Here is a 21267-nt window from a genome sequence, read left to right as displayed (position 1 = left end):
GGCGCGCTCACCAGGCCAGCAGTACGAGTTCGGAGGCGAAGCCGGGCCCGAAGGCGATCATCAGGCCGGCCGCGCCCGGTGGTGGCGGCGGCGCGGCGCACGTGTCGCGCAGGATCTGGAGCACCGAGGCGGAGGACAGGTTGCCGGTGGCGGCCAAGGCGCGGCGGGAGGGAGCCAGGGCAGCGTCGGGCAGCCCGAGTTCCTCGGCGAGGGCGTCGAGGATGCGCGGGCCGCCGGGATGGCAGATCCATGCCGCGACGTCACGCGGTTTGAGGTCATGAGCCGCGAGGAAGGACTCGACCTCCTCCGCCACGTGCAGCCTGACGAGCTCGGGGACCTCTCGGCCGAGCACCATGCGAAAGCCCCAGTCGCCCACGTCCCAGCCGAGCAGGTGCCCCGTCCCCGGGTACAGGCGGCTGCGCGTGGCCACGACCCGCGGTCCGCGGGGGCGCGCTCCTTGTCCCGTTGCGGACTCCTCACCGCTGACCGCCACCAGCGCGGCGGCCCCGTCCCCGAAGAGGCTTCCGGCCACCAGGTTCGCCGGCGAGGTGTCGGTGGGCTGCAACGTGAGTGAGCAGAGTTCGGTGGACAGCAGGAGCGCGGTGCGGCCCGGCGGGCCGGTGAGGAAGTCGTGAACACGGGCCAGCCCGGCGGCTCCCGCGGCGCAGCCGAGCCCGAAGAGCGGGAGCCGCTTGACATCGGGGCGCAGACCGGCCTGCGCGGCCAGGCGCGCGTCCACCGACGGCGCCGCGATGCCGGTCACGGTCGTCGAGACGATCAGGTCGATGTCCTCGGCGCGCACCCCGGCGTCGTCGAGCGCCCGCTCGACGGCTTCCGCCCCCAGGGCGACGGCGAGTTCGACGAACAGGCCGTTGGTGTGACCGAAGCTGCCGAGCTCCCGGTACTCCTCCAGGGGCAGGGCGAGGTGACGCGCATCCACCTGGGCCGCGGCGTGCAGCCGGCGCAGGAGCGCGCCGTCGGCACCGGACGGCAGGCAGGAGGCGAGCACATCGGTGATTTCCTGCTGCGTATGGCGATGGGGCGGGTACACCGTGCTCACCCCGAGGACGCGTGTCATTGCTCCAACATAGGGACAGCGGGCCACGGCACGCCGTAACGCGGCCACCAGCGGGCGCGCCGTACTCATAGGGTGGGCAGGTGCCCGTCACCACCGGCGAAGGACCCGCGGCGAAGCCCGCACGCACCGCGCCCACGGGTTCGGTGGAGTACCGGGCAAACCGGGAGCCCGTTCCCGCCGCGCTCCCAGGCCTCCCAGGCCTCCTGGGCCTCATGCGCCTCCTGAAGGCCAGTCACCCCGTCCCGGCTGCCGCCGTCACACTCCTCGCGGCGCTGCTGGCCACGGCGGTCGGGCTCAACACCGCCGCGGCCACCACAGCGGTGGCAGCGGTCGCCGCCGGCCAGCTGTCGATCGGCTGGTGCAACGACCGGCTGGACATGCGGCGCGACCAGGCCGCCGGCCGACGGGACAAGCCTTTGGCCACAGGGGAAGTACGGCCGGGAGTCGTGACCGGCGCCGCGTTTGCCGCCCTGGTCGCCTGCGTCCCGCTGTCGCTGGCCTGCGGGGTCGCGGCCGGCCTGGTTCACCTGGGCTGCGTCGCCGCCGCCTGGTCCTACAACCTCCGGCTCAAGCGCACGGTCGCCTCCTGGCTGCCGTACGCCGTCGCCTTCGGTCTGCTGCCCGCGTTCGGGACCTTGGCCGCCCGGCCCGGTGGCTGGCCTCCGCCGTGGCTGACCGCCGCGGCAGCCGTGCTGGGTGCCGCCGCGCACTTCGCGAATGCCCTGCCCGACCTCGACGAGGACGTCGCGAGCGGGGTTCTGGGGCTCCCGCAGCGGCTGGGGCGACGCCTGTCCATCGCAGTGGCCTCCGCGCTCGCCTTCGCCTCGTGCGTGCTGGTGACCGTGGGCCCGACCGGCTCTGTCCACCCTGCGGGCGCCCTGCTCCTGGGGGTGACCCTGGCCCTGAGCGGATCGGCCGTGGTCGCGCCACCCGCCCTCGCGGGTGGAAGGGTGCCGTTCCTGGTCGTCCTGGCCCTGGCCACGGCCGACGCCACGCTCCTCGTCCTGACCGGCCCTGCTCTGCCGGGCGGATAGGACGGCGCGCGTGGCCGCCTGCCGCGGGTCGACGGTACTGCTCCTGATCGCGGGTATACGCACTCCGAAAGGAGGCGGCACCATGCTGGTCAACCACTTCTACGTCCCCGGCCTGCTGACCGTGACACTTGACCATCCGGTGGACATGGCGGACCGCGCGCACCTGACGAACTCCCTGTACGACATGATCCACGCCTTCCGGCCGGAGGAGGTCGTCATCGTCCTGCATCCGGGAGCGGCGACGGTGGCCGCGCTGTCCGCCCTGCTGCGCACTGCCCGTACCTGCTCCGGCCTCGGCATCGCCTTGACCGCGGTCAGCGCCGAGCCAGGAGTCCGCTCGCTTCTGCGGGCCAACGCGACCGGTCTCCGCGTGGCGGAGGCGGCACCCGCGCCGGCCGGTTCACGGGCGGACGGCCATAGGGCGGGCGTCTGACGCCGGAGAGGGCGGCCGAAGGCGAAGACGGGGGTGGGCGAGTTCCTCGACGTGGCCCGCTCACCCAGGTGGGTTACACCGGCGAGGGCCCACTCGCCATGCGCCACCCATCCGCCCTCCGGCGCAATCCGGCCGGCCCGCTCTCTCGCGGAGGCAGCGGCCGGGGGGGAAGGCGCGCCGTGCCGCACCTTGAGGGGCGCCCGATCGATCAGAGAACCAACACGGACGGTTACTCAGATAGTGCGCCTCGTCGCTTTGCGTGGCAGGTTGGGATTCCCCCCAGCTTCCATAGGAGCCACCGTTATGGCCAGCAAGCAGAACAAGCGCCAGGAACCCAGCAAGAGCCGGCAAGAGCAAGAACGCCTGCGGGCCGGTCAGGACCCCGCGCACCCCGGCACCGAGCAGGAAGCCGCCCGCGGCAAGACCCCCGAAGAGCTCAGGCCGAGCAGCCAGGACCAGGGCAAGCGCGACCGCGGCGAGGGCGAGGCGCGCGGCAGAAAGCGCTGAGACCGGCTGAACGTCCATGCCCAGGACCCCGCCCGGACCGTGTGTCACCTGGCGGGGTCCTGTCATCCCGCCCAACCGCAGGTGGGGGATGACAGCACCCCGCGGAGGCCTCCGGTGGCAGCCCGGCCCGCTCAGGCCCAGGGGGTGGGATGGGCCATGGCCCGAACCGGAGGTCAGCCGTCGGTGCCCTGCCGGGTCAGGGCCAGGGCGGTCGTCGCGGCCAGGGCCGCTCCCCCGGCCAGGACACCGCAGCGGGAGCGCCAGGAGAGGACCGACCACCGGGATCCGGCAGACAGCAGTGAGCCCAGGCTCGCCCACGAGCCGACCGAGAGGACGGACGAGGCCGAACCGACCGACCCGATGGACAAGAACGAGCCGACCGACCCGACCGACAACACAGAGCCGACGGACCCGATCGACAGGAACGAGTTGCGGGAGCACAAGGACCATCGGGAGCCGTCCGTCATCGTCATGGCCCGATCGTAGGCACACGGTCCCGGCCCCGCACGGACATTCGCCCCCACCTCCGCCGGCCCCCGGCGAGCGTCGCGCCTGTCGTACCTGGTCCCGCGTCACACGGACAGCTGTCGTACGGCCGTCACGACGGCGGCCGCGCCGTCCTCCACCGCCATGTGCCGCGCGGCGGCTCCGGCGGCCTCGGCGTACGACGGATCCGACGTCACGCGGACGAGGGCGTCGGCGAGCCGTTCGGCGGTCAGGCCGCGCAAGGGGATCGGGGTGTGGCCCGCGCCGATCGCCGCGAGCCTCATGGCCCAGAAGGGCTGGTCGGCGGCGACCGGCACCGTGACGGACGCAATCCCGGCCCGCAGAGCGGCCGCCGCCGTGCCGGCACCGGCGTGGTGGACGACGGCGGCGAGCCTCGGGAACAGCACGGCGTGCGGGACGACGCCGATGGTCAGGACGTCGTCGCCCTCGGCGGCAAGCCCGGCGCTGCCCGACTGCAGTACGCCGCGCAGCCCGGCCCGGCGCAGGGCCCGTACGGCGATCTCGCTCAGCCGCTCTCCCTCTCCGGCGGCCATGCTGCCCCACCCGATCAGTACCGGGGGCGGTCCTGCTGCGAGGAAGTCCTCCAGTTCGTCGGGCAGTCGGTGGTCCGCATCGGCGTGGGGCCACCAGTTGCCGGTCACCCTGAGGTGGGGCGGCCAGTCGTGGGGGCGTGGCAGCAGCGCCGTGCTGAAGCCGTGCAGTACGGGCCAACGGTCCGCGTGCCGGCGGCGGCGCATGCGCGCGGCGGACAGCGGGGGCACTTCCAGGCGTTCACGCAGGCGGGCCACGGCCTGGGTGAAGACGCGGTCGGTCATGCGCAGGGCGAACCGTCCGGCGGCCCGGTTGCCGAGCCGGCCCAGTGAGCGGGTTCCCGCCACGGTGGGCGCGAAGTCGCCGGTCGGGTGGGTGGGCTGCAGGTACACGCCGAGGCCGGGTATGCCCTTGGCTTCCGTGACGTGCCAGCCGAGCGGGGCCGTGGTGGCCGAGAGCAGCAACAGGTCCGTACGGTCGGTGACCGCATCGGCGAAGCCTTCGCCCAGCTGTGTGATGAACGCGGCCGCGACTCCCAGCAGTTCGCGCTTGTCCTGGACGTCGCCGTGTGCCCGCGGGTCCGCGGGCAGCGGGCGGAACTCCAGGCCGGCCTCTGCCGCCAGGGGCGCGAACGATCCGGTGGCGGCGAGAGCTACCTCGTGCCCGGCCTCGCGCAGTGCGGCGCCCAGCCCGGTGTAGGGGGCGACATCACCGCGTGAGCCGGCCGTGGCGATCAGGATTCTCATGTGTCCTCGTTGGTGGTTCTTCCAGGGAAAGGGAATACGAACGGGATGCGTTGGCGTGGACCGCCTGGGCCAGGTAGGCCGCCAGGCCCGGCCGCTGCTGCGGGGCCGGGACGGCGAGGGCGAAGGCACGCGGGTCCGCGGTGAAGTCATCGGCGATACGGCGGTGCACGTCGGGTGAGCAGGGTGTGAACCAGCGGGCCACATGGAGACGATGCGCCTCGGCGATGTCCATGGCCCGTTCGCCGTCGGCCGGTTCCCCGTCGTCGAATACGCGGAGCAGTTCCGTCCGCCACGCCGAGGCCTCCCCCATCAGCTGCTCCCAGTCCTCCTTGGTGTGGGCGGCCGCACGCGCCATCGCTTCCCCGTGTGCTGCGGAGTCCTGCCACTTCAGCTGCGCGTCGGTGGCGTAGCTGAGGTCGAAGGTGATCTCCCCGAAGACCTCGAACCGCTCCTGCGGCGTCAGTGGTACACCGGTCTGCTGGACTTCGATCGCCCGCTCGGTCACCACCATGAGGCGCTGCAACCGGGCGATCTCCTCCGCCAGCTCCCGCTGTCGCGACCGCAGGTGCTCCAGGGCGTTGCCCTGGGCCTCGGAAAGGATCTCGGCTATCTCGTCGAGGGTGAAGCCGAGCTCGCGGTAGAAGAGGATCTGCTGGAGCCGCGCGAGGTCGGATTCGCCGTAGCGGCGGTAGCCGGCCCGGCTGCGGCCGCCGGGTGACAGCAGTCCCGTCCGGTCGTAGTGATGCAGCGTGCGTACGGTCACCCCGGCCAATGCCGCGACCTGACCCACGGTGTAGCCCATGGACCTGCCCTTTCGTTCGGCAACAGCCTCAAGCCTGACGTAGGGGGAGGGTCAACCCGGGGGCGGGGCGCCCGCCGCCCGGACGACTTCGACGGGTGTGTGAGACTCGCCTTCGATGATCATTCGGGGGGAGTTTCCACGTTGAACGCGTTCTTGAAGAGGGTGTGGATCGGACTGGCCGCGACGTTGATCGTGAGTCTGGCTGCCGCAGTCATGCCGGACCGGGTCCAGATCGACGACGAGGGGCGCGTCCACCTGGGCGCACCCTTGTCCACACCATCCGGATCCGCGTCGGCGCCCGCGCCGCAGCCCGAACCCACCTCGCCTCCCCTCACGCGGGCCGAGGTGGACGAAGTGATCCGTAAGGCGGTGCGAGCGGCGGGCCTCGACCCGGAGCAGGGCAGGTCGACGGCCCCGGCCGGATCCAACCTGAACAGGACGGGCTGGACGGCCGTCCGGGAGAAGGCGGCCGCGCAGGCCGAAATGAAGGCGATCTGTACGGACTTGGAGCACGAGGGCTGGGTGCTGAACCCGAACGGCGACAGCGCCGACGTCTCCCGCAGCTACAAACGCGGGGGCTGGTACCTGCTGGTGAGCACACGCGGGAAGACCCAGGCACCGTCCGACACCCTGAGCGACTCGCAGACCTACCTGACCTTGACCGGCCTCCAGCTCAACCTGGCCGACCTACCGCTTCCCGAGGTCACCGTCCGCATGCGCTGACCACTCACGGCAGGCGAGGGTTCCAGGAGCCGGCGGACGAGTACGCCGCGGTCCGCACGGGTCAGCCGAGGACCGTGGTCACTTCTCGGCGGGTCGCCTCCGACAGAAGCGGGGCCCAGCTCGTGAAGAGCTCGAGCAGGTGCGCGCCGTTGCGCTCACGGAAGGACGCATTCACCTTGGCCAGGTCCAGTTCGTTGGCCACCGTCAGCTCGGCGAAGTCGCGGCGCTGCTGCGGGGACGGAGTGAACTCCTCACCGGTGAAGCGGTCCCGGAAAGTCACCGACTCCTCGTCCGGGGAGGCGAGGCTGGGGTAGGAGGCCTTGCGGTCGCAGCTGGCGTAGAAGTACACGAGCTCTTCCGCCTCCGCACCGATCGCCTCGGCGAGGCGGGCGCGCTCGGAGAGTTCGAGGAGGCTCAGCGGCAGCCCGTCCGTACCGTAGAAGGCGTGGCACAGGGCCGCCGTCCGCAGAACAGGCCGTGCGCCCCACGCGGCGAGCAGCGCCTCGACGCGCAGCAGGTGGGCGAGCAGCGTACCGCCGGAGTGTTTGGTGGACTCGGCTCCCAGTTCCTTGAGCAGGGCGATCGCCGGGGAGTCGGTGTTCTTGTCGTCGCTGCGCATCATGTGCACATCATGACGAGGTATCCGCGTCGGCGTCCGCCGGGACCGGCATACGGACAATGGCCGGACCCCTGTCGCCCCGGACACGCCGGCGGGCCGGCCAGGCCCGGGGGCAGGCAGCGCGGTCGGGCGGGGAGGCCCTGAGCTGGGCGTCGCCGATGCCAGGAGGGACCCGTGGGCCGGCCCGGGCCGTCGGCGGGGTCGACGGCCGGCGACTCGTCGCCCTCGTCCCCGTCGTCGCAGTACGGGCACCACGCCCAGTGCCTCCGCAACCCCTGTGCAGGGCCTCAGGGCTCGCAGGGCTCCTGGCCGCCTCCGCCACTGGCGCGGTGACCAGCCCAGCTCAGTCCGTCGGTCATACATGGGGGCTGCACAACCCGGCGCGGCAAGCCGCGTTGGCGTATCAGCCGACCGAACCCTTCCTGTGCCCGCTGTGCACCGCTGCGGGCCTCGTATTCCCGCTCACGAGGGCGGTGTCACTGCCCGTCCACCGCACTCTGTGGGCGTGTCGCCCGCAATCGCTTGCCGCGTTCGGTGAGGGCACGGCCGGCCGGGGCTCACCCGAGTGCACACTCGGACTCAGCAGTGCGGAGTACGCAGTCCTTCAGGGCCGGCCCACCGCGTCAGGCCCGTCGGCGTGGGGGCTGCCGCCGCCCGGGCGAAGGCTCGGGCGCGGCGTCGGGTGAGGAGAACCCGCCCGGCACTGCGGCCCGCTGCACGGGCTGCGCCACGCCAGCTGATGCGGGCGCCGGAACGGGGGGCCTGCCCGTGGCCAGGATCGTGGTGTGCGGGATCTGCCTCGCGCAGGCCTGGCACACTTCCGCCAAGGTCCAGACCTGGCCGATGGCCTGATTGTGGACCAGGACCAACAACGTGGTCCCGGCACACTGGACGCGAGCCTCGTGGAGGGCGCACTCTGCGCTGCCGCAGGCGCAGGCGGTATGGGGCCGGATGGCGGCGAGGCGCGCGTGTGCCTTGGCGTGGTCCGCGGCGAAGCGCCGCAGACTCGCGGTGTCCTTCGAGCGGGCCGGCATCCGGCACGCTGTGCTGCTGCAGGTGACGGACACGGTGTGATCGGGATGACCGGTGAGCCGGACCGTCCAGGTCCGCCCCGGCACACGGGATCCGGGCAAGAGGGTCAAGTTGGTGTTCCCGTCGTCGTGGTGCTGGTACTGGGCGGCGCCTCTGCCCGACTGATGGAGTAGTCGAATGCGCGCGAGGGCCCATCGTGGGAGGCGGCGCGAAGTGAGCAGGAATGGGGCCCGCGCGGATGTGCTGGTCCGGCGGGGCTGCCTGAGGCCTTTGTCGCATGTCCGGACGGTTACGTCAATGGCGGCCGGCTGACGTTGCACGAACCGTGACCCCGCCGAACGGGTTCCGCACCCACGCGGAGCCCCCGCACAAGGCCGTGCCGAGGGCACCGAATCTGCCGTATTGGACCAGCGCCCTGGCGATGTTGGTTGCTGTGCAGCAGGCCCGGTTGGCCCGCCCGGGGGAACCTCGCTGTCCCCCCGCCGCTTCTCGCTCCTTCACCTTCAGTGCCGGTGCCGCCCGGATTGCCGAGGTCACGGGGACGGTTCCGCCCGCCACTTCGACGGGGAGGGGGCGCGGCGGGGATGGTGACCGCCGCAGCCGACGCTCGCCAAGTCCGCGCGGCTTGAGCCCCTCAGGTCCGTAGAGGGGCCGTAGGCGAGGGCCGAGGCGGCGCATCGCCGACCTGCTCCTTCGCCCGTACGGGCGGGTGTCAGTGGCCGTTGGCTGCCTTGACCACCGCGACCGCTGTCCCGATCGCCGCGTCGATCGCGCCGGCGAGCAGGGCGAACGCCGTCCCTCCGCCCATCCGGATCCCGCCGTAGCACCCCCACGCGAACAGGCTGGCGATGTTGACCCCGGCAGCCGTGTACAGCGCCGTGTCCAAGCCGATCACTCCCAGTGCCGAGACGCCGATCAGAAGGAGCGGCCCCACCGCAGACAGCAGCAGCGGGCTGCTGACGAACAGCATCGCGCGCAGTTCGCGCCCCCGTGCGACGGCCCCGTGCGTCACGCGATGAGCCTGCTGGTCGGCCACCAGCGCGGCCAGCCACAGGCCCACAGCGGCGGTTGCGACCGTCGCCGCGGCTCCGACGACGTCCAGACGGGTGCCGCCGGCGAGCCCGATGACGACGGAGATCATCGTGATCGTCGCGTAGAGCCTCTCCTTGAGGTGGGCCGCGGCCATCGCCGTGCTCGTCGTGTCCGCCACGTGCTCCGTCACGGAGCCCACCGTAAGGCGCAGTCGCAACAGGCACTTGGAACAACACCCGGCGCATGCGCGGGCAGACGTTCCTGAACTCCCGTCCCGGCCACGCCCACGCGCCACGCGCGGTCGGGGCGCACCCGTCGCGGACCGGCTTGTCCGCCCACCCCTGCGCCGAATCCGCGCTCAGTCGCTGCCGCCGGACAGAGCCCGGGCGAGCTGGTCGTGGTTCATGGTGGAGCGGCCTTCGATCCCGGCGGCCGCGGCCTTCTTGTACAGCTCGGCCTTCGTCAGGGACATCAACGGTTTCCCGGGGGCCGAGCCGTGTGCCGTGACGCGTTTCTTCGCCGCGGGCTTCTTCTGCGCGCCGGCCTTCCGGGCGCCCTGCGTGGCGGCCTTCCCTCCGGTGGCCTTCGGGCTGCGGGCCTGTTCGACGGACGCGCGCAGCGCCTCCATCAGGTCGACGACACCGGTGGGCTGGGCGGCCGGCTCGGCCTTCTCCACGCTCTCTCCGGCGGCCTTGGCCTCGATCAGGGCCTTCACCTTCTCCTGGAAGGTGTCATGGAAGTCCTCGGGGTTCCAGTCGGTGGTGAGGGCGTCGATGAGCTGGTGGGCCATCTTCACCTCGGCCGCGGTGGGCTCCGTCTTGTCCGGCAGGTCGGGGACCTCCCGGTGCGGGTCGCGGATCTCGTCGGCCCAGTGCAGGGTGTGCAGGGTCAACAGGTCGTCCTCGGCCTTCAGCGCGACGAGGTATTCGCGGCCGCGCATCACGAAGGTGGCGATACCGGCCTTGTTGGACTCCGCCAGGGCCCGCTGCAGCAGCGCGTACACCTTGCCGTGCTGCTCGCCGCGGGGGCCGAGGTAGTACGTCTTGTCGAAGAAGATCGGGTCGACTGTGTCGAGGTCGACGAACCCGGACACCTCCAGGGCCTTGGAGCGGCCCGGCGCGATGTCCTCGAGTTCCTTCGGTTCGACGACGACGTACTGGTCGCCGGTGTCGAAGCCCTTCACGATCTCCGCGTTGTCGACCTCGTCGCCGGTGCGCTCGTTGACGCGCCGGTTGCGGATGCGGTCCGCGGTGCCGCGCTGGAGCTGGTGGAAACGGATCGTGTGGCTGTCGGTGGCGCTGTAGAGCGCGATCGGCAGCGAGACGAGCCCGAAAGATACAACCCCGGTCCATACGGGTCTGGCCATACTGGGATCACCACCTCGACCTGCGGTGTCGTGCTTCTTGGCTCCTGCCCCGCCTGGCGCTGCTCACCCCTGCGGGATGGACCGGAACGGGTGGTTCATCCCGCGGGGCCGGTCAGCTTCTCGACGTTCCGTGCCGCCTTCCGCTCCCGCGTCTTCGCATTCGCCGCGGCACGCGCGGCATCCCGCGAGCGGGCTGCCGCCTCCGTGCTCGCCGCGCGTGCCGCCTCCAGCCGCTCCTTCGCGTCCCGCAGGTCGTCCTCGGCCGCGGTCAGGGCGGCCGCCGCACTGTCGGCCAGCTCCCGGGCCGCGGCCTTTTCCGCCTCCAGCCGCTCCCTCTCGGCCGTGGCCTCGGCCAGCTCCCCGCGGGCCGCTTCCACGCGCTCGCGGCGTACCCGGTCCGCCCGGTCCGCCCGGTCTTTCCGCTCCTCCGTCTTCGGCGCAGGGGTCCGTACGCGCTTCACCGCTGGTTCCGCAGGCCCGGCCGCAGGAGCCCGCCCTGGCGGGGCGGAGCCGGGAAGGGGTTCGAGGCCGGCGAAGCCCTGAACTGCGTCCGGGGTCTTCACCAGCCGTCCCGCGGACCACTGCGCGGCGGTGCCGGGATCGGCGAGAACGGCATGGAGGATCTGTTCCACCTCGTGGAGGACCGGTTCACTCACCGTCTGCCCGGCCTCGGCGGCCAGTGTGCGCGCCGTGCGTGCGAGGCGGCCGATCACCACATGCTGGTCATGCGACAGCTTTCGCAGGGCCGTGGCGTCGAGCGTCCGGTGCGCGGCGCGCAGCGCGTCGCCCAGCGCGAGCAGGGCCTGCGCCTCTTCGGTTCTGTGGCGGACCAGCAGGCCGGCCGTCCACGCCGCGACGGTCGGTTTCCGCAGTGCCGTGATCGCGGTGGCGAGCGGCCGGTCGCCGGCCTGGCGGGCGCGGGCGGCGTACCGGTCACGGGCCGCGGTGAACTCCGTCGGCCGCAGCCCGTACAACTCCACCGCCACCGACTCCACGTCCATGCTGCAGTCTCCCGCCCGCACCACGCCCGGGCCGGGTAGCGACACCGCGCGCGTCGTCACTCGACAACAAAATCGAACATATGCTCGGATGGAGGAGTGAATACACCGTTCCGCTTCCCTCCGGACCTGCTCGCCCTGGAACGGGCGTGGCTGACCACCTACACCGCCCTGGCCGAGGCCCCGGCCACGGCCGGGACGACCGTGCTGCGGCGTCGGCTGATCGCACTTTCCGGGCGGCTGTGCACCCACCCCCATTGGGACTCCCCCACGGGCTGGCGGGCCGGCCGCGTGGAGCTGCGCCGCGCCGCCCGCACGCCGGCCCGGGGGACCGGGCCCGGGCCTGCGCCTGCCGCCCCGTCGACCGCAGCGTTGGCGGGCCAGGGCCGCCACTGATGCCGACCCGCGACCGCGTCGCCGGCCAGCGGGGGCGTGCGACCGGGGGCCGGCCCGACTGGGCGGCGGCTCCGGGGACGCCCGCAGCCGCGGCGGTGCCCGGCGTGCCGGACGCGAGGGCCGCCGGCTGTGATCCGGGGCCTGTGTCACACCAGCGCCGCGCCGCCGTCTATCGCGAGCGTGGTGCCGGTGACGTAGGCGTTGGTCAGCGCGAAGAGATAGGCCGCCGCGGCTTCCTCGGCGGTTCCGACACGTCGCGTGAGCAGCTCGGACCCGGCGCCACGGAGGAAAGCCTCCGGGTCCGGGACGCTGCCCTCCCACAGCTCGGTGCGGATCACACCGGGCTGGATCACGTTGACGCGCAGAGGGGCGAGTTCGACGGCGAGCGCCCGGGACAGAGCTTCGATGCCGCCGGTGATGCCCGCCGTGAGGGCGGTTCCGGACAGGGGGCGGATCGCGAGGACGCCGGAGCTGAACGTGATCGACCCGCCGTCGCGAAGTCGGGGTGCTGCGTACTTGGCGCAGAGGAACGCACCCCAGAACCGGCGCTCGAAGACGGCCCTGGCCTCCTGCGGGGTCGTGTCGGCCAACGGCTTGATCAGCAGGGATTCACCCGCGGTGTAGACGAGGTGGTCGAACTCCCCGACCTGCTCGAAGAACGCGGCGATGGCGTCGCCGTCGGCGACGTCCAGGCGGCGGCCCTCGGCCCGCTCGCCCAGCCGGTTCGCCGCGGCGTCCACACGGCCCTGATTGCTCGAGGCGACCACGACGTCCGCGCCGGCCGCCGCGGCCTGTCGGGCCACCGCGAAGCCGATGCCAGAGGTTCCACCGATGATCACGATCTTCTTGCCGGCCAGAGCCAGAGTCAGAGACATGGGATCCATTCCTTCGCCTGTGCGGTACCGGGCTTCGGCGACCGCCATGGCAAGAACGTACGTCTCCCGATCGAGACGGTGAATGACTACAAGTCTCCGTTTGTTGTCTGATCGTCTCGCCAGCCAGGGACTAGAGTGGCGTCATGGACATCCTGAGCGACACCCTCGAAGTCCTGCGCACGGGACGCCCGATGGTGACCCGCACCGACGCGCACGCCCCGTGGGCCTTGAAGTTCCGACCCGTCTCAGGAGCCGGATTCCACGTGGTCGTCGAAGGCCACTGCCACCTGCTTCCACCGCACGGCCAACCGCTCGCGCTCGGACCCGGCGACATCGTGTTCCTGCAGCGCGGCAGCGGACACACCTTGTGTGACGCGCCGGGCCGCGAGCCGGTGGACTTCGTACCGGAGCGCGTGGACCGTTCCTCGCCGATCGGCCAGGTCACCTTGGGCGGACCGGGACCGCGCACGGTGCTGGTGTGCGGCGCGTACGCGCTCGACGTCGACCGCCCGCATCCGCTGTTCAGCGACCTGCCGGAGGTCATCCACCTCCCCGCGGTGCCCGGCCGCCACCCGGTGCTGCGCTCGGCGGTCGATCAGCTCTGCGCCGAGTTCCACGCCCCGCAGCCGGGCTCGGACGCGGTCGTCACGGCGCTCGTCGATCTGCTGCTGCTGTACATCCTCCGGTCGTGGTACGCCGAGCTGCCGAAGGAGCGGAGCCGGGGCTGGGCGGCCGCGCTGAGTGACCCGGCGGTCGCCCCGGCCCTGAAGGCGATCCACGACGATCCCGGCCATCCCTGGACCGTGGAGTCTCTCGGCATCCGCGCCGGACTGTCCCGCGCGGCGTTCGCCCGCCGCTTCGCCTCGGTGGTCGGCGAGCCGCCGTTGACATACCTGACCAACTGGCGGATGGCCACCGCGGCGCGGTTGCTGCAGCGGTCGCCGACCCCGCTGGGCACCATCGCCCAGCACACGGGGTACACGTCGGAGTTCGCCTTCTCCAAGGCTTTCAAACGGCACTTCGGATCGCCGCCGGGGGCGTACCGCAAGCAAGTGAGGACGGCGGGAGAGCCGGGCGGATGCAGCTGACGCCGGGTCGCGTCCGAGGTGTGCGCAGCATCCGGCAGCGCCGCGCCCCGGCGCCGGGAACGTAGCCGGTCGCCGGGGCACGCGCCGCCATGGCACCCCTGCGGTGCCGGAGCCGCCCCTTCGGCCGCGGGCGGTGGGGCCGCGGCCGGGGGCGGGACGCCGCGGGGGCTGGTTCAGCCGGGCCAGGTGCCGGTCAGACGCCGCATGGCGGCCGCCCCGCCGCGGTCGACGGCAGCCTTGACCACCGCGAAGATCGCGCCTTGCAGAGCCGCCGCGATGAGTACCTCTTTCCACGTGCGGTTCTCATCGATGGCATCCGGGGCATCGTCCTCGTGGCCGATCATCTTCCATGTCTGTTTGAACACCGCCCCGGCCGCCAGGCCGCTCACAGCGCCCAACATCAGCCCCACGGGCTGATAAGCGATTTTGGCCGCCTTCACCGGCGCCTCCGGTTGCGGCGCAGGAGCAGGAAGACCACGACCGCCGCGGCGGCTGCGATGAGCGGGACGCGGTTGGCCCGTGCCATGGTGGCGGCTGACGCCGCCTTCTCGCGTACCTGTTCCGGGGACTTGGAGGCCGCCAGATGCCCGGCGTGGACCGCGCTGTCACGGACCTGGGCCGCCTTGTCGAGGACGGGGTCGGGGGTTTTGTCCTTCACCAGTCCGGCCGCCTGCGCCGCCTTCTCCCGCACCTGGTGCGTCACGAACTCGGCCGCGTCCGCCGCCTGCTCCTTGATCTCGGCCGCCTTCTCCTTGGCCTGTTCCTTGATGTCGGCCTTGGCCGCGAGCGCTTCCACGGTCCGGCCGAGTTCGTGGCGGGTTCGCTCGACCTGTTCGCGCAGCTGGTCCGGAGTCGGTGCGGATTCGTCGCTCGGGGGCTGGTGGCTCATCGGTGTGCCTTCTCCTTGATTTCGGCCATGTCGGCCTTGACGCTTTCGATGGTCTGTTCGGGTGCGGGGCCGCCGGCCCGGACGACCTGCTTCTTGCCGGCCACGGCCAGGACAGCGGCCACCGCTGCCAGCACGCCGCCGGTGATCAGAGCGGCCGCCCACACCGGCAGGACCAGCGAGAGGGCTGCGATCGCGGCGGCGACGAGAGCTTGGGCCGCCAGGATGCCGATGAGGCCGGCTCCGCCGAACAGGCCGCCGCCCATGCCGTAGCGCTTGCCCTTCTGGATCGTCTCCGTCCGAGCCAGCTGCATTTCCTGCCGGACCAGTTCCGAGATCTGCTGCGACGCCCGTGTCACGAGCTCGCCCATCGACTCGTCACTGCCGCGGTCCGTACGCATTCCGACGGCATTCATCGATTCCTCACCTTCCTCCGCTCGCCAGGGGTGTTCCCAGGCGCGCATACCCGGCAATCCGCCGGTCACCCGCCTGGCACTCACAGTCGTCGCCGGCCGCGGGCAGATGGCTGCGCGGCCATGGAGGTGGCTGCGCTGGGTAGGGGCATGGCGTGAGTGACGAGCGGTTCGACCGGCGGGAGGCCTCGGGGCTGCTGTCCGGGCTGCGTGTGGACGACCGGCGGCCCGAGCAGCCGGTCCTGCTGGACTCCTCCGGCGCTCCCATCCGCACCTGGCGGGAGAACTACCCCTACGACCACAAGATCCGGCGGCGCGAGTACGAGCGGACCAAACGGGTCCTGCAGATCGAGCTCCTGAAGCTGCAGCGCTGGGTGAAGGACACCGGTGGCCGCCTGGTGGTGGTCTGCGAGGGCAGGGACGCGGCGGGCAAGGGCGGCACGATCCAGCGGTTCACCGAGCGGCTCAACCCCCGTGGCGCGAGGATCGTGGCCCTCGACAAGCCGAGCGAGCGGGAGGCGGGGCAGTGGTACTTCCAGCGGTACGTCGCCCATCTGCCGGCACCCGGCGAGATCGTCTTCTTCGACCGGTCCTGGTACAACCGGGCCGGCGTCGAGAAGGTGATGGGATTCTGCACCGCGGAGCAGTACGAACTGTTCCTGCGGCAGTGCCCCGTCTTCGAGGAGATGCTGACGCAGGACGGGATCCTGCTGGTGAAGTTCTGGTTCTCGGTGTCCCGCGCCGAGCAGCGCACCCGGTTCGCCATCCGGCAGGTCGATCCGGTACGGCAGTGGAAACTGTCGCCGACCGACCTGGCCTCCCTGGACCGGTGGGACGCCTACACCGAGGCGAAGGTCTCCATGTTCCGTGCGACGGACACCGCTCACGCGCCGTGGACCGTGGTCAAGAGCAACGACAAGCGGCGGGGCCGGCTCGAAGCCATGCGCAGCCTGCTGTGGCGCGTCGACTACGACCGCAAGGACGAGACGGCCGTCGGTCGGCCCGACCCGCTCATCGTCGGCGCCGCCGACACCCTCCTCGAAGCCGGCGAAGCGCCCACCGACCTCTCCCCCACGCCCCTGGCCGGGCCGCCGCTGGGGCCCGGCCTCCACCCACCCGGCGCAGCCGCAGGACCCGACTGACCCAGCCCCACTTCCTGCGAAAGGCGACCGGCGCCCTCCGTGAGCCCGGCGCCGGGCCGGGCCATGCTGAAGGAATGAACGATCGTGACGACTTCCTGACCTGGGTCAGGACCACGCTGCGCGAGGCGGAGATCTCGCTGCACAACGGCGACGCGGCTCCCCGACGCGCACTCTGGTCCCGCACCGAACCGGTGAGCGTCCTCGGGGCTTGGCGCAACGCCGTCGGCCGCGACGAGCTCGACACCCTCTTCACCGATCTGGCAGAGGCCTTCTCCGCGTGCACGTCGTACGAGTACGAGCTGCTGGCCTACGACGTCAGCGGCGACATGGCCTACACCGTCGGCCTGGAGCACACGTCCACGTCCGTGCAAGGGCAGCCCCGCACCTACACCCTGCGGGCCACCCAGGTGTACCGCAGGGAAGACGGCGTCTGGAGGGTGGCTCACCGCCATGGCGACACCGTGACCGCCTGACGCCATGCACCACCCGGTGCGGGCGGTGTCGGGCGGCCGCCCGACACGAGGATCGGGCCGGTCCGGAACCGCGATGGAGGCTGGCGCTCCTCCATTCGGCCGGTTTGCCGTTCGGGTGCAGTCGCGGGCAGGGCGGGACGGCGGCAGGGCAGTGGGTAGGCGTCGTGTATGAACTCACATACGCCTGACATCGCGCCCACGGCCCGGCTGACCGCGGCCCTCGACACCACCTCGGCACGCTGGCTGAAGACCCTGGACGGGCTGGAGCGGGCGACGGCGGCGGATCCGGCCATCAAGGTGCTGCAGCGGGGAATCCGCTCCCTCCCCCTGGGCGGCATGCGCGATCTGCTGCGCGGAAGGCAACTGGGCCACCCCGTGCACCCTGTGCTCGTACAGGTGCCCATCGGATGCTGGCTGTCGGCGTCGGTACTCGACGTGGCGCCCGGGACGCGCCACGCGACGACCCTTCTGACCGCCGTCGGACTGGCCGGCGTTGCCCCGGCCGTGGCCGCCGGCTGGGCGGACTGGGCGGACCTGCCTCCCGAACAGGCCCGGGTCGGCCTGGTCCACGCGGCCTTGAACGTCGCCGCGGTGGCCTGCTACGCCACGTCCCTGACAGCGCGGCTCCGCGGCCGCACGGCGAGGGGGCGCCTGTGGGGCCTGAGCGGGATGGCCGCCGTAGCCGTCAGCGGTGCGCTGGGCGGGCACGTGGCCTACCGGCAGACGGTCGGAGCGCACGCTGTGGCATGAAGGGGGCTCCGACCGGGGTGGGGGTGGGGGTGCCCTTCCTTCAGGACGGGGGCGTCGCGGTGTGGTCGGGGTGGTGGGGAGTGCGGCGAATCGTTTTCAGGCGGGCCTCCAGGAGGTGGTCCCGCCCGCCGGCCAGCTCGGCCACGATGTCCCGTTCCACTGCGGCGAAGGGCCGGTAGTACGTGGAGTTGTACGCCTCGATGATCTGGAAGGTCCAGTGACCCGGGATGACGTTGCGGCCCACGATCTCGCGCTCGACACGATCGGCCTGCTCCTCGTGCCCCGCCTCGCGCAGGAGCCGGACCGCGTCGCCGAGCTCGAAGTCCGCGGTCCCGGTGAGCTGGTGGAAGCCGTAGAGATGGCCACGGGCTCGCTCGGTGGTTTCCAGCGCCTTCGACAACGCTCCCAGAGCGCGCACCGTCTTCTCGTCCACACCCTCCGGAACCTGGTGTGCCGGATCCATGTCGTGATTGCTGTCCATGAGGACTGTTCTGCCCTCAGAACGCCTCACTGGTGCGCCGATTGGGCCAACCAGCGCAAGAACTTTCCAGTGCATCTCATTCCGATGCGGCTTCGCCGAAGCGCGTCGCGCATGCGGGCGGAACCGTCTGCCCGGGAATCAGGAGAAGAAACAAAGAGGAATCGAATGCATGCCCCGGGAACGGTGGGGCACACGGCGCTTCGGAGGTTGATAATCATGGTTCCCCTGCTTCTCGTTCTCCTGCTGGTCCTTCTCCTCTTCGGCGCGGGCTTCGCGGTGAAGATTCTCTGGTGGGTGGCTGTCGCAGTCCTGATCCTGTGGCTGATCGGTTTCGTCGCCCGACCCAAGGGCGGCAGTGGCCGCTGGTATCGCTGGTAGCCGCGGAAAAGCGGTTCTGACACCGCAGGCGGTGGCCGGTCGCCCCCTTCCAAGGGGTGCCCGGCCACCGCCGTGCCATGTCGCTTTCGTCAGGCCCTTGCCTCCCGGGCCCGTTTTCGATTCGGGTGCGTGATGTCGTGAAGTGGGGGCAAGCGAAGTCCAGGTGAAAGCAGCACAGCTGCCGAGCACGATGTACGGAAACGGAACAGGAGGACGGTGAAGAATTCGTTCTTCCACCGCCCCCTCGATGACCGGAGGAGTTGTTTTTCGCGTGACTGAACACATGTGGAGCTACCAGCCGACCGCGGGCCACCTGGCCGGTACCGATCTGACCGGATACAAGGTCGAGGCGACCGACGGCAGCATCGGCAAGGTCGACAAGCACTCCGACGAGGTCGGTGACGCCTACCTGGTCGTGGACACCGGCGTATGGATCTTCGGTAAGGAGGTCCTGCTGCCGGCCAGTACCGTTGTCAGGATCGACCCGGAGGACAAGAAGATCTTCGTCGACCGCACCAAGGAACAGATCAAGAACGCCCCCGAGTTCCACCGTGACAAGCACCTCGGCGACGCCGGGTACCGGGAGGAGCTGGGCACGTACTACGGCACCGGCGCGCCCTTCGGCGGCCGACCCGCCTGATCGCACTCCCCCTCACGACGACGCCGGTCCCGACACCCAAGAAGGTGTCGGGACCGGCGTCGTGGGGGGATGGAGACGACATTCGCGGCTAGTGCCGTTACCGGAAGGGTTTGCCGGGGCGCGTTGTCCGGTGCGGTGCATCGCAAGGCGGAGGGCCACGGCTCGTACTGGACGTACCGCCGTGGTCCGACAACGCGGCGAGGTGCCGTGCCGGGCAGCGCGACCCGGTGAACCCTTCCGGTCACGGCGCTAGCGAACGGCATTGAGCGTGGCCAGGCCGGGGCCGTACGAGGCCGCCATGGGCGAGGTGCCCGTGGTGACGAAAGCCCGGATCGCAGCCAGGTACGCCTCGCGGTCTACGCGCCCGTCACGGTCCGCGTCCAGGTCGTCGAAAGCGGCCGCGGCATCGGTCTCGGCGTTGCCTGCCGCCGTGCGCATGCGGATGAACTCCACGCGGTCCAGGCACCCGTCGCCGTCGGCGTCCGCGATGTCGAAGAGCGAACCCAGAGCGGGCCGGCAGGAACGCTCGAACGCGTCGTGACCCACCCACGTCCGGTATTCCTCGAACGTCACCCGGCCGTCGTGGTCACCGTCCATGTCCGCGAAGACCGCCTCATGCGCTGCCCGCGACGCGACGACCACGGGATGCGTGGCGTCGCGGCCCATCGCCGAGGCGACACGCTCCACCCTGCCGAGGTATTCCGCGTGGGTGACCACACCATCACCGTCCACATCCAGCATGGCAAAGATGCGGTGCTGCGGGGAGTTGGACGCGGACTGGGACACAGGGCCTCCTGGCTGCTGTCGACGGTACGACGTCGTTCGCTCTGAGCTGCTGCGAGCGACCCTAGAGGCGGTGCTTCGCGGCGAATCGATACACCGACGCAGCACCCCTCCCCTGCCGCCTGCACACCACCCGTTCGCACCAGGAGGACGTCGGCGGTGAGATGCTCCTACGGCGTCACTCCTCCACGGAGGGTGCCGGTTCCTCACGCACCCCGTGTTTTCGGGGGGCGCGGTTACGGGCCACGCGTTCCGGGTCGGCGGCCGGGCCGGTGCCCGGGCCGATCCGGGACGGGACTCCCGGCGGGCGGCCGTGCTCGTCCACAGCCGCCCCTCGATCGGGCAGCAGGGCTGTTCGCGGGTCGGGATTCGAGTCACTCATCGGCCAATGCCTCTCTGGGGTCCGCTGTCGGCTGGGCCTACCGTCCGCCTGCCCCCTCCTGCGACGGGCACGCACCGGAGGGCCGCTCTGCCGATCCCCTGAACCGGAGGCGGTCCCCCGCATCCTCAGTCGGCGGCCCCCTCCACGCCCTCCCCGAACCAGGGCACGTCCTCCACGGTGACGTCCAGCCGTAGCCGCTTGAACCGCACCGGGTGCCGGTAGACACCGCCCCGGTCGACCGCCGTGTCGGCACTGATCTCCGCGACCAGCTCCGGCCGGACCAGGATCACGTCCAGTACGTCCTTCCTGTTCGAGGCCGACGCGAACCGGAGGCCCGCCCACGGGTGCACGGCATCTGCCGGAGTCAGGTTGCCCCCGACCAGGCGTGCCGCCTCGGGGCGCAGCGGCGCAGTGCGGCCCACGGGGCAGAGGCGGCCGAGAGGGTTGCGGCGGCCCAGGAGGAGGAGCCGCGGCCGGACCATGCTGCCGGTGATCGCGCCGATGACCGCTTCGGTGGTGTCCCGGCGCCTGAGTTTGTACCAGCCTTTGCGGCCGACCTGGTAGGGCTGGTTCATGGCCTTGACGACGATGCCCTCGACCGCTGACTCCTCGGTCCAGGACTCCAGCCAGTGCTGCGCTGTGACCAGGTCCGTCGTCATCGGGCAGAGCGTCCAGGGCGTTGCGAGCCGGTGCGTGGTGAACAGGTCCTCCAGCCGGAGCCGGCGCTGCCAGTAGGGGTGGTCCAGGAGCTCGGTTCCGTTCTGCTGCAGGACGTCGAAGGCGATGTAGAGCGCGGGCAGGTCAGCGGCGAGTTCGCGCGCATTGCCCTGGGCGGCCGTCCGGCGCTGCAGCCCCTCGAACGACAGCCGGGCCGCCTTCGTGTCCCAGACGACGAGCTCTCCGTCCAGGACCAGGCCGCGGGGAAGCTGCCCGGCCGCCGCGACGAGGTCGGGGAACCGGTCCTGGATCAGCGCTCGGCGCCGGGTCTGGACCAGCAGCTGACCGCCCGCCCCGGGAGGAGTGAACAGCAGCGCCCGGCAGCCGTCGTACTTCTGCTCGAACGCCAGCCCGCCCAGGACTCCCGGGCCCGGCACCGACTCGGCGGCCCTGGCCAGCATCGGCTCCACCGGTGGTCGCAACATCACCGATTCACCTCATCGGACTATTCACCC

26 protein-coding genes are annotated in these 21267 nt (G+C 71.5%); 12 read left to right on the top strand and 14 right to left on the bottom strand.

The window, feature by feature from the left end; all coding sequences use genetic code 11:
* Window positions 1–7: 7 nt before the first annotated feature.
* Window positions 8–1078: a type III polyketide synthase gene (locus ACZ6Y1_RS26835; RefSeq protein ID WP_469634861.1), complete on the bottom strand. Its 1071-nt coding sequence runs from the start codon at window positions 1076–1078 to the stop codon at window positions 8–10.
* Between the two features lie 212 nt (window positions 1079–1290).
* Between ACZ6Y1_RS26835 and ACZ6Y1_RS26830 the strand changes: the two genes are divergently transcribed.
* The 4 genes from ACZ6Y1_RS26830 to ACZ6Y1_RS26815 all read left to right on the top strand — a co-directional run bounded on the left by ACZ6Y1_RS26830 (window position 1291) and on the right by ACZ6Y1_RS26815 (window position 3538).
* Window positions 1291–2112 (top strand): UbiA family prenyltransferase, encoded by an 822-nt coding sequence (locus tag ACZ6Y1_RS26830; protein WP_469634857.1) that lies wholly within the window; start codon window positions 1291–1293, stop codon window positions 2110–2112.
* Between the two features lie 82 nt (window positions 2113–2194).
* Window positions 2195–2545, top strand: coding sequence for a hypothetical protein (locus ACZ6Y1_RS26825; protein WP_469634854.1), 351 nt, complete (start codon window positions 2195–2197; stop codon window positions 2543–2545).
* Window positions 2546–2848: 303 nt separating this feature from the next.
* The gene (locus ACZ6Y1_RS26820; protein WP_469634852.1) at window positions 2849–3052 is read left to right on the top strand and encodes a hypothetical protein; all 204 of its coding nucleotides are present in this window, start codon (window positions 2849–2851) and stop codon (window positions 3050–3052) included.
* A 156-nt stretch (window positions 3053–3208) separates the two neighbouring features.
* Window positions 3209–3538 (top strand): hypothetical protein, encoded by a 330-nt coding sequence (locus ACZ6Y1_RS26815; RefSeq protein ID WP_469634848.1) that lies wholly within the window; start codon window positions 3209–3211, stop codon window positions 3536–3538.
* 86 nt (window positions 3539–3624) lie between these two features.
* Here ACZ6Y1_RS26815 and ACZ6Y1_RS26810 read toward each other — a convergent pair whose 3' ends face one another.
* Together ACZ6Y1_RS26810 and ACZ6Y1_RS26805 are read right to left on the bottom strand one after the other, a co-directional pair.
* Complete coding sequence (locus ACZ6Y1_RS26810) at window positions 3625–4836, bottom strand: glycosyltransferase (RefSeq protein WP_469634845.1); 1212 nt, start codon at window positions 4834–4836, stop codon at window positions 3625–3627.
* Complete coding sequence (locus ACZ6Y1_RS26805) at window positions 4799–5638, bottom strand: MerR family transcriptional regulator (RefSeq protein ID WP_469634842.1); 840 nt, start codon at window positions 5636–5638, stop codon at window positions 4799–4801. The genes ACZ6Y1_RS26810 and ACZ6Y1_RS26805 overlap by 38 nt, the downstream gene beginning before the upstream one ends.
* A 141-nt stretch (window positions 5639–5779) precedes the next feature.
* Between ACZ6Y1_RS26805 and ACZ6Y1_RS26800 the strand changes: the two genes are divergently transcribed.
* Window positions 5780–6361 (top strand): hypothetical protein, encoded by a 582-nt coding sequence (locus tag ACZ6Y1_RS26800; protein ID WP_469634839.1) that lies wholly within the window; start codon window positions 5780–5782, stop codon window positions 6359–6361.
* Window positions 6362–6422: 61 nt separating this feature from the next.
* Here the strand turns inward: ACZ6Y1_RS26800 and ACZ6Y1_RS26795 are convergent, their stop codons facing one another.
* The 4 genes from ACZ6Y1_RS26795 to ACZ6Y1_RS26780 form a co-directional block, all read right to left on the bottom strand.
* A complete protein-coding gene (locus ACZ6Y1_RS26795; RefSeq protein WP_469634836.1) occupies window positions 6423–6983 on the bottom strand; it encodes a DUF6817 domain-containing protein in 561 nt (186 codons plus the stop codon).
* Between the two features lie 1741 nt (window positions 6984–8724).
* Window positions 8725–9234, bottom strand: a complete 510-nt coding sequence (locus tag ACZ6Y1_RS26790) for a hypothetical protein (RefSeq protein ID WP_469634833.1) — start codon at window positions 9232–9234, stop codon at window positions 8725–8727.
* A 168-nt stretch (window positions 9235–9402) separates the two neighbouring features.
* Complete coding sequence (gene ku / locus ACZ6Y1_RS26785; RefSeq protein WP_469634830.1) at window positions 9403–10410, bottom strand: non-homologous end joining protein Ku; 1008 nt, start codon at window positions 10408–10410, stop codon at window positions 9403–9405.
* Window positions 10411–10505: 95 nt separating this feature from the next.
* Entirely contained in the window at window positions 10506–11411 is a 906-nt protein-coding gene (locus ACZ6Y1_RS26780) for a hypothetical protein (RefSeq protein WP_469634828.1), read from the bottom strand.
* A 96-nt stretch (window positions 11412–11507) separates the two neighbouring features.
* Between ACZ6Y1_RS26780 and ACZ6Y1_RS26775 the strand changes: the two genes are divergently transcribed.
* Window positions 11508–11804, top strand: a complete 297-nt coding sequence (locus ACZ6Y1_RS26775) for a hypothetical protein (RefSeq protein WP_469634825.1) — start codon at window positions 11508–11510, stop codon at window positions 11802–11804.
* Between the two features lie 146 nt (window positions 11805–11950).
* Here the strand turns inward: ACZ6Y1_RS26775 and ACZ6Y1_RS26770 are convergent, their stop codons facing one another.
* Window positions 11951–12679: an SDR family oxidoreductase gene (locus tag ACZ6Y1_RS26770; protein ID WP_469634822.1), complete on the bottom strand. Its 729-nt coding sequence runs from the start codon at window positions 12677–12679 to the stop codon at window positions 11951–11953.
* Between the two features lie 143 nt (window positions 12680–12822).
* On the opposite strand from ACZ6Y1_RS26770, the gene ACZ6Y1_RS26765 reads away from it, so the two are divergent.
* Entirely contained in the window at window positions 12823–13767 is a 945-nt protein-coding gene (locus ACZ6Y1_RS26765; RefSeq protein ID WP_469634819.1) for an AraC family transcriptional regulator, read from the top strand.
* 173 nt (window positions 13768–13940) lie between these two features.
* Here ACZ6Y1_RS26765 and ACZ6Y1_RS26760 read toward each other — a convergent pair whose 3' ends face one another.
* The 3 genes from ACZ6Y1_RS26760 to ACZ6Y1_RS26750 are packed head-to-tail and all read right to left on the bottom strand — an operon-like array spanning window position 13941 to window position 15069.
* Window positions 13941–14207, bottom strand: a complete 267-nt coding sequence (locus ACZ6Y1_RS26760) for a DUF4235 domain-containing protein (RefSeq protein WP_469634816.1) — start codon at window positions 14205–14207, stop codon at window positions 13941–13943.
* A complete protein-coding gene (locus ACZ6Y1_RS26755; protein WP_469634813.1) occupies window positions 14204–14656 on the bottom strand; it encodes a DUF3618 domain-containing protein in 453 nt (150 codons plus the stop codon). The genes ACZ6Y1_RS26760 and ACZ6Y1_RS26755 overlap by 4 nt, the downstream gene beginning before the upstream one ends.
* Window positions 14653–15069 (bottom strand): phage holin family protein, encoded by a 417-nt coding sequence (locus tag ACZ6Y1_RS26750; RefSeq protein ID WP_469634810.1) that lies wholly within the window; start codon window positions 15067–15069, stop codon window positions 14653–14655. The genes ACZ6Y1_RS26755 and ACZ6Y1_RS26750 overlap by 4 nt, the downstream gene beginning before the upstream one ends.
* Before the next feature lie 152 nt (window positions 15070–15221).
* On the opposite strand from ACZ6Y1_RS26750, the gene ppk2 reads away from it, so the two are divergent.
* The 3 genes from ppk2 (at window position 15222) to ACZ6Y1_RS26735 (ending at window position 17431) form a co-directional block, all read left to right on the top strand.
* Entirely contained in the window at window positions 15222–16208 is a 987-nt protein-coding gene (ppk2, locus tag ACZ6Y1_RS26745; protein WP_469634807.1) for a polyphosphate kinase 2, read from the top strand.
* A 74-nt stretch (window positions 16209–16282) separates the two neighbouring features.
* Complete coding sequence (locus ACZ6Y1_RS26740; protein ID WP_469634803.1) at window positions 16283–16681, top strand: YybH family protein; 399 nt, start codon at window positions 16283–16285, stop codon at window positions 16679–16681.
* A gap of 168 nt (window positions 16682–16849) precedes the next feature.
* The gene (locus tag ACZ6Y1_RS26735) at window positions 16850–17431 is read left to right on the top strand and encodes a DUF2231 domain-containing protein (RefSeq protein WP_469634800.1); all 582 of its coding nucleotides are present in this window, start codon (window positions 16850–16852) and stop codon (window positions 17429–17431) included.
* Window positions 17432–17471: 40 nt separating this feature from the next.
* Here the strand turns inward: ACZ6Y1_RS26735 and ACZ6Y1_RS26730 are convergent, their stop codons facing one another.
* Complete coding sequence (locus ACZ6Y1_RS26730; RefSeq protein ID WP_469634797.1) at window positions 17472–17912, bottom strand: hypothetical protein; 441 nt, start codon at window positions 17910–17912, stop codon at window positions 17472–17474.
* A gap of 216 nt (window positions 17913–18128) precedes the next feature.
* Between ACZ6Y1_RS26730 and ACZ6Y1_RS26725 the strand changes: the two genes are divergently transcribed.
* Window positions 18129–18290 carry a hydrophobic protein gene (locus ACZ6Y1_RS26725; protein WP_399248575.1) on the top strand — a complete coding sequence of 54 codons (162 nt, stop codon included), beginning with the start codon at window positions 18129–18131 and terminating at the stop codon, window positions 18288–18290.
* A 271-nt stretch (window positions 18291–18561) separates the two neighbouring features.
* Complete coding sequence (locus ACZ6Y1_RS26720) at window positions 18562–18930, top strand: PRC-barrel domain-containing protein (RefSeq protein WP_469634793.1); 369 nt, start codon at window positions 18562–18564, stop codon at window positions 18928–18930.
* A 249-nt stretch (window positions 18931–19179) separates the two neighbouring features.
* Here ACZ6Y1_RS26720 and ACZ6Y1_RS26715 read toward each other — a convergent pair whose 3' ends face one another.
* Window positions 19180–19716 carry an EF-hand domain-containing protein gene (locus ACZ6Y1_RS26715; protein ID WP_469634790.1) on the bottom strand — a complete coding sequence of 179 codons (537 nt, stop codon included), beginning with the start codon at window positions 19714–19716 and terminating at the stop codon, window positions 19180–19182.
* 504 nt (window positions 19717–20220) lie between these two features.
* The gene (locus ACZ6Y1_RS26710) at window positions 20221–21237 is read right to left on the bottom strand and encodes an ATP-dependent DNA ligase (protein WP_469634788.1); all 1017 of its coding nucleotides are present in this window, start codon (window positions 21235–21237) and stop codon (window positions 20221–20223) included.
* Window positions 21238–21267 lie beyond the last annotated feature (30 nt).

The organism is Streptomyces sp. NPDC053432 (assembly GCF_055585365.1).
The sequence above is the reverse complement of the archived record's forward strand: the minus strand, read 5'-3'. Positions and strand labels throughout refer to the sequence as shown.

Excerpts from the sequence above, each read along its gene's own strand:
- ACZ6Y1_RS26835 (WP_469634861.1), bottom strand. The coding sequence starts at position 1,078 with ATGACACGCGTCCTCGGGGTGAGCACGGTGTACCCGCCCCATCGCCAT.
- ACZ6Y1_RS26830 (WP_469634857.1), top strand. The coding sequence starts at position 1,291 with ATGCGCCTCCTGAAGGCCAGTCACCCCGTCCCGGCTGCCGCCGTCACA.
- ACZ6Y1_RS26825 (WP_469634854.1), top strand. The coding sequence starts at position 2,195 with ATGCTGGTCAACCACTTCTACGTCCCCGGCCTGCTGACCGTGACACTT.
- ACZ6Y1_RS26820 (WP_469634852.1), top strand. The coding sequence starts at position 2,849 with ATGGCCAGCAAGCAGAACAAGCGCCAGGAACCCAGCAAGAGCCGGCAA.
- ACZ6Y1_RS26815 (WP_469634848.1), top strand. The coding sequence starts at position 3,209 with ATGGCCCGAACCGGAGGTCAGCCGTCGGTGCCCTGCCGGGTCAGGGCC.
- ACZ6Y1_RS26810 (WP_469634845.1), bottom strand. The coding sequence starts at position 4,836 with ATGAGAATCCTGATCGCCACGGCCGGCTCACGCGGTGATGTCGCCCCC.
- ACZ6Y1_RS26805 (WP_469634842.1), bottom strand. The coding sequence starts at position 5,638 with ATGGGCTACACCGTGGGTCAGGTCGCGGCATTGGCCGGGGTGACCGTA.
- ACZ6Y1_RS26795 (WP_469634836.1), bottom strand. The coding sequence starts at position 6,983 with ATGATGCGCAGCGACGACAAGAACACCGACTCCCCGGCGATCGCCCTG.
- ku (WP_469634830.1), bottom strand. The coding sequence starts at position 10,410 with ATGGCCAGACCCGTATGGACCGGGGTTGTATCTTTCGGGCTCGTCTCG.
- ACZ6Y1_RS26780 (WP_469634828.1), bottom strand. The coding sequence starts at position 11,411 with ATGGACGTGGAGTCGGTGGCGGTGGAGTTGTACGGGCTGCGGCCGACG.
- ACZ6Y1_RS26770 (WP_469634822.1), bottom strand. The coding sequence starts at position 12,679 with ATGTCTCTGACTCTGGCTCTGGCCGGCAAGAAGATCGTGATCATCGGT.
- ACZ6Y1_RS26765 (WP_469634819.1), top strand. The coding sequence starts at position 12,823 with ATGGACATCCTGAGCGACACCCTCGAAGTCCTGCGCACGGGACGCCCG.
- ACZ6Y1_RS26755 (WP_469634813.1), bottom strand. The coding sequence starts at position 14,656 with ATGAGCCACCAGCCCCCGAGCGACGAATCCGCACCGACTCCGGACCAG.
- ACZ6Y1_RS26750 (WP_469634810.1), bottom strand. The coding sequence starts at position 15,069 with ATGAATGCCGTCGGAATGCGTACGGACCGCGGCAGTGACGAGTCGATG.
- ACZ6Y1_RS26740 (WP_469634803.1), top strand. The coding sequence starts at position 16,283 with ATGAACGATCGTGACGACTTCCTGACCTGGGTCAGGACCACGCTGCGC.
- ACZ6Y1_RS26735 (WP_469634800.1), top strand. The coding sequence starts at position 16,850 with ATGAACTCACATACGCCTGACATCGCGCCCACGGCCCGGCTGACCGCG.
- ACZ6Y1_RS26730 (WP_469634797.1), bottom strand. The coding sequence starts at position 17,912 with ATGGACAGCAATCACGACATGGATCCGGCACACCAGGTTCCGGAGGGT.
- ACZ6Y1_RS26725 (WP_399248575.1), top strand. The coding sequence starts at position 18,129 with ATGGTTCCCCTGCTTCTCGTTCTCCTGCTGGTCCTTCTCCTCTTCGGC.
- ACZ6Y1_RS26710 (WP_469634788.1), bottom strand. The coding sequence starts at position 21,237 with ATGTTGCGACCACCGGTGGAGCCGATGCTGGCCAGGGCCGCCGAGTCG.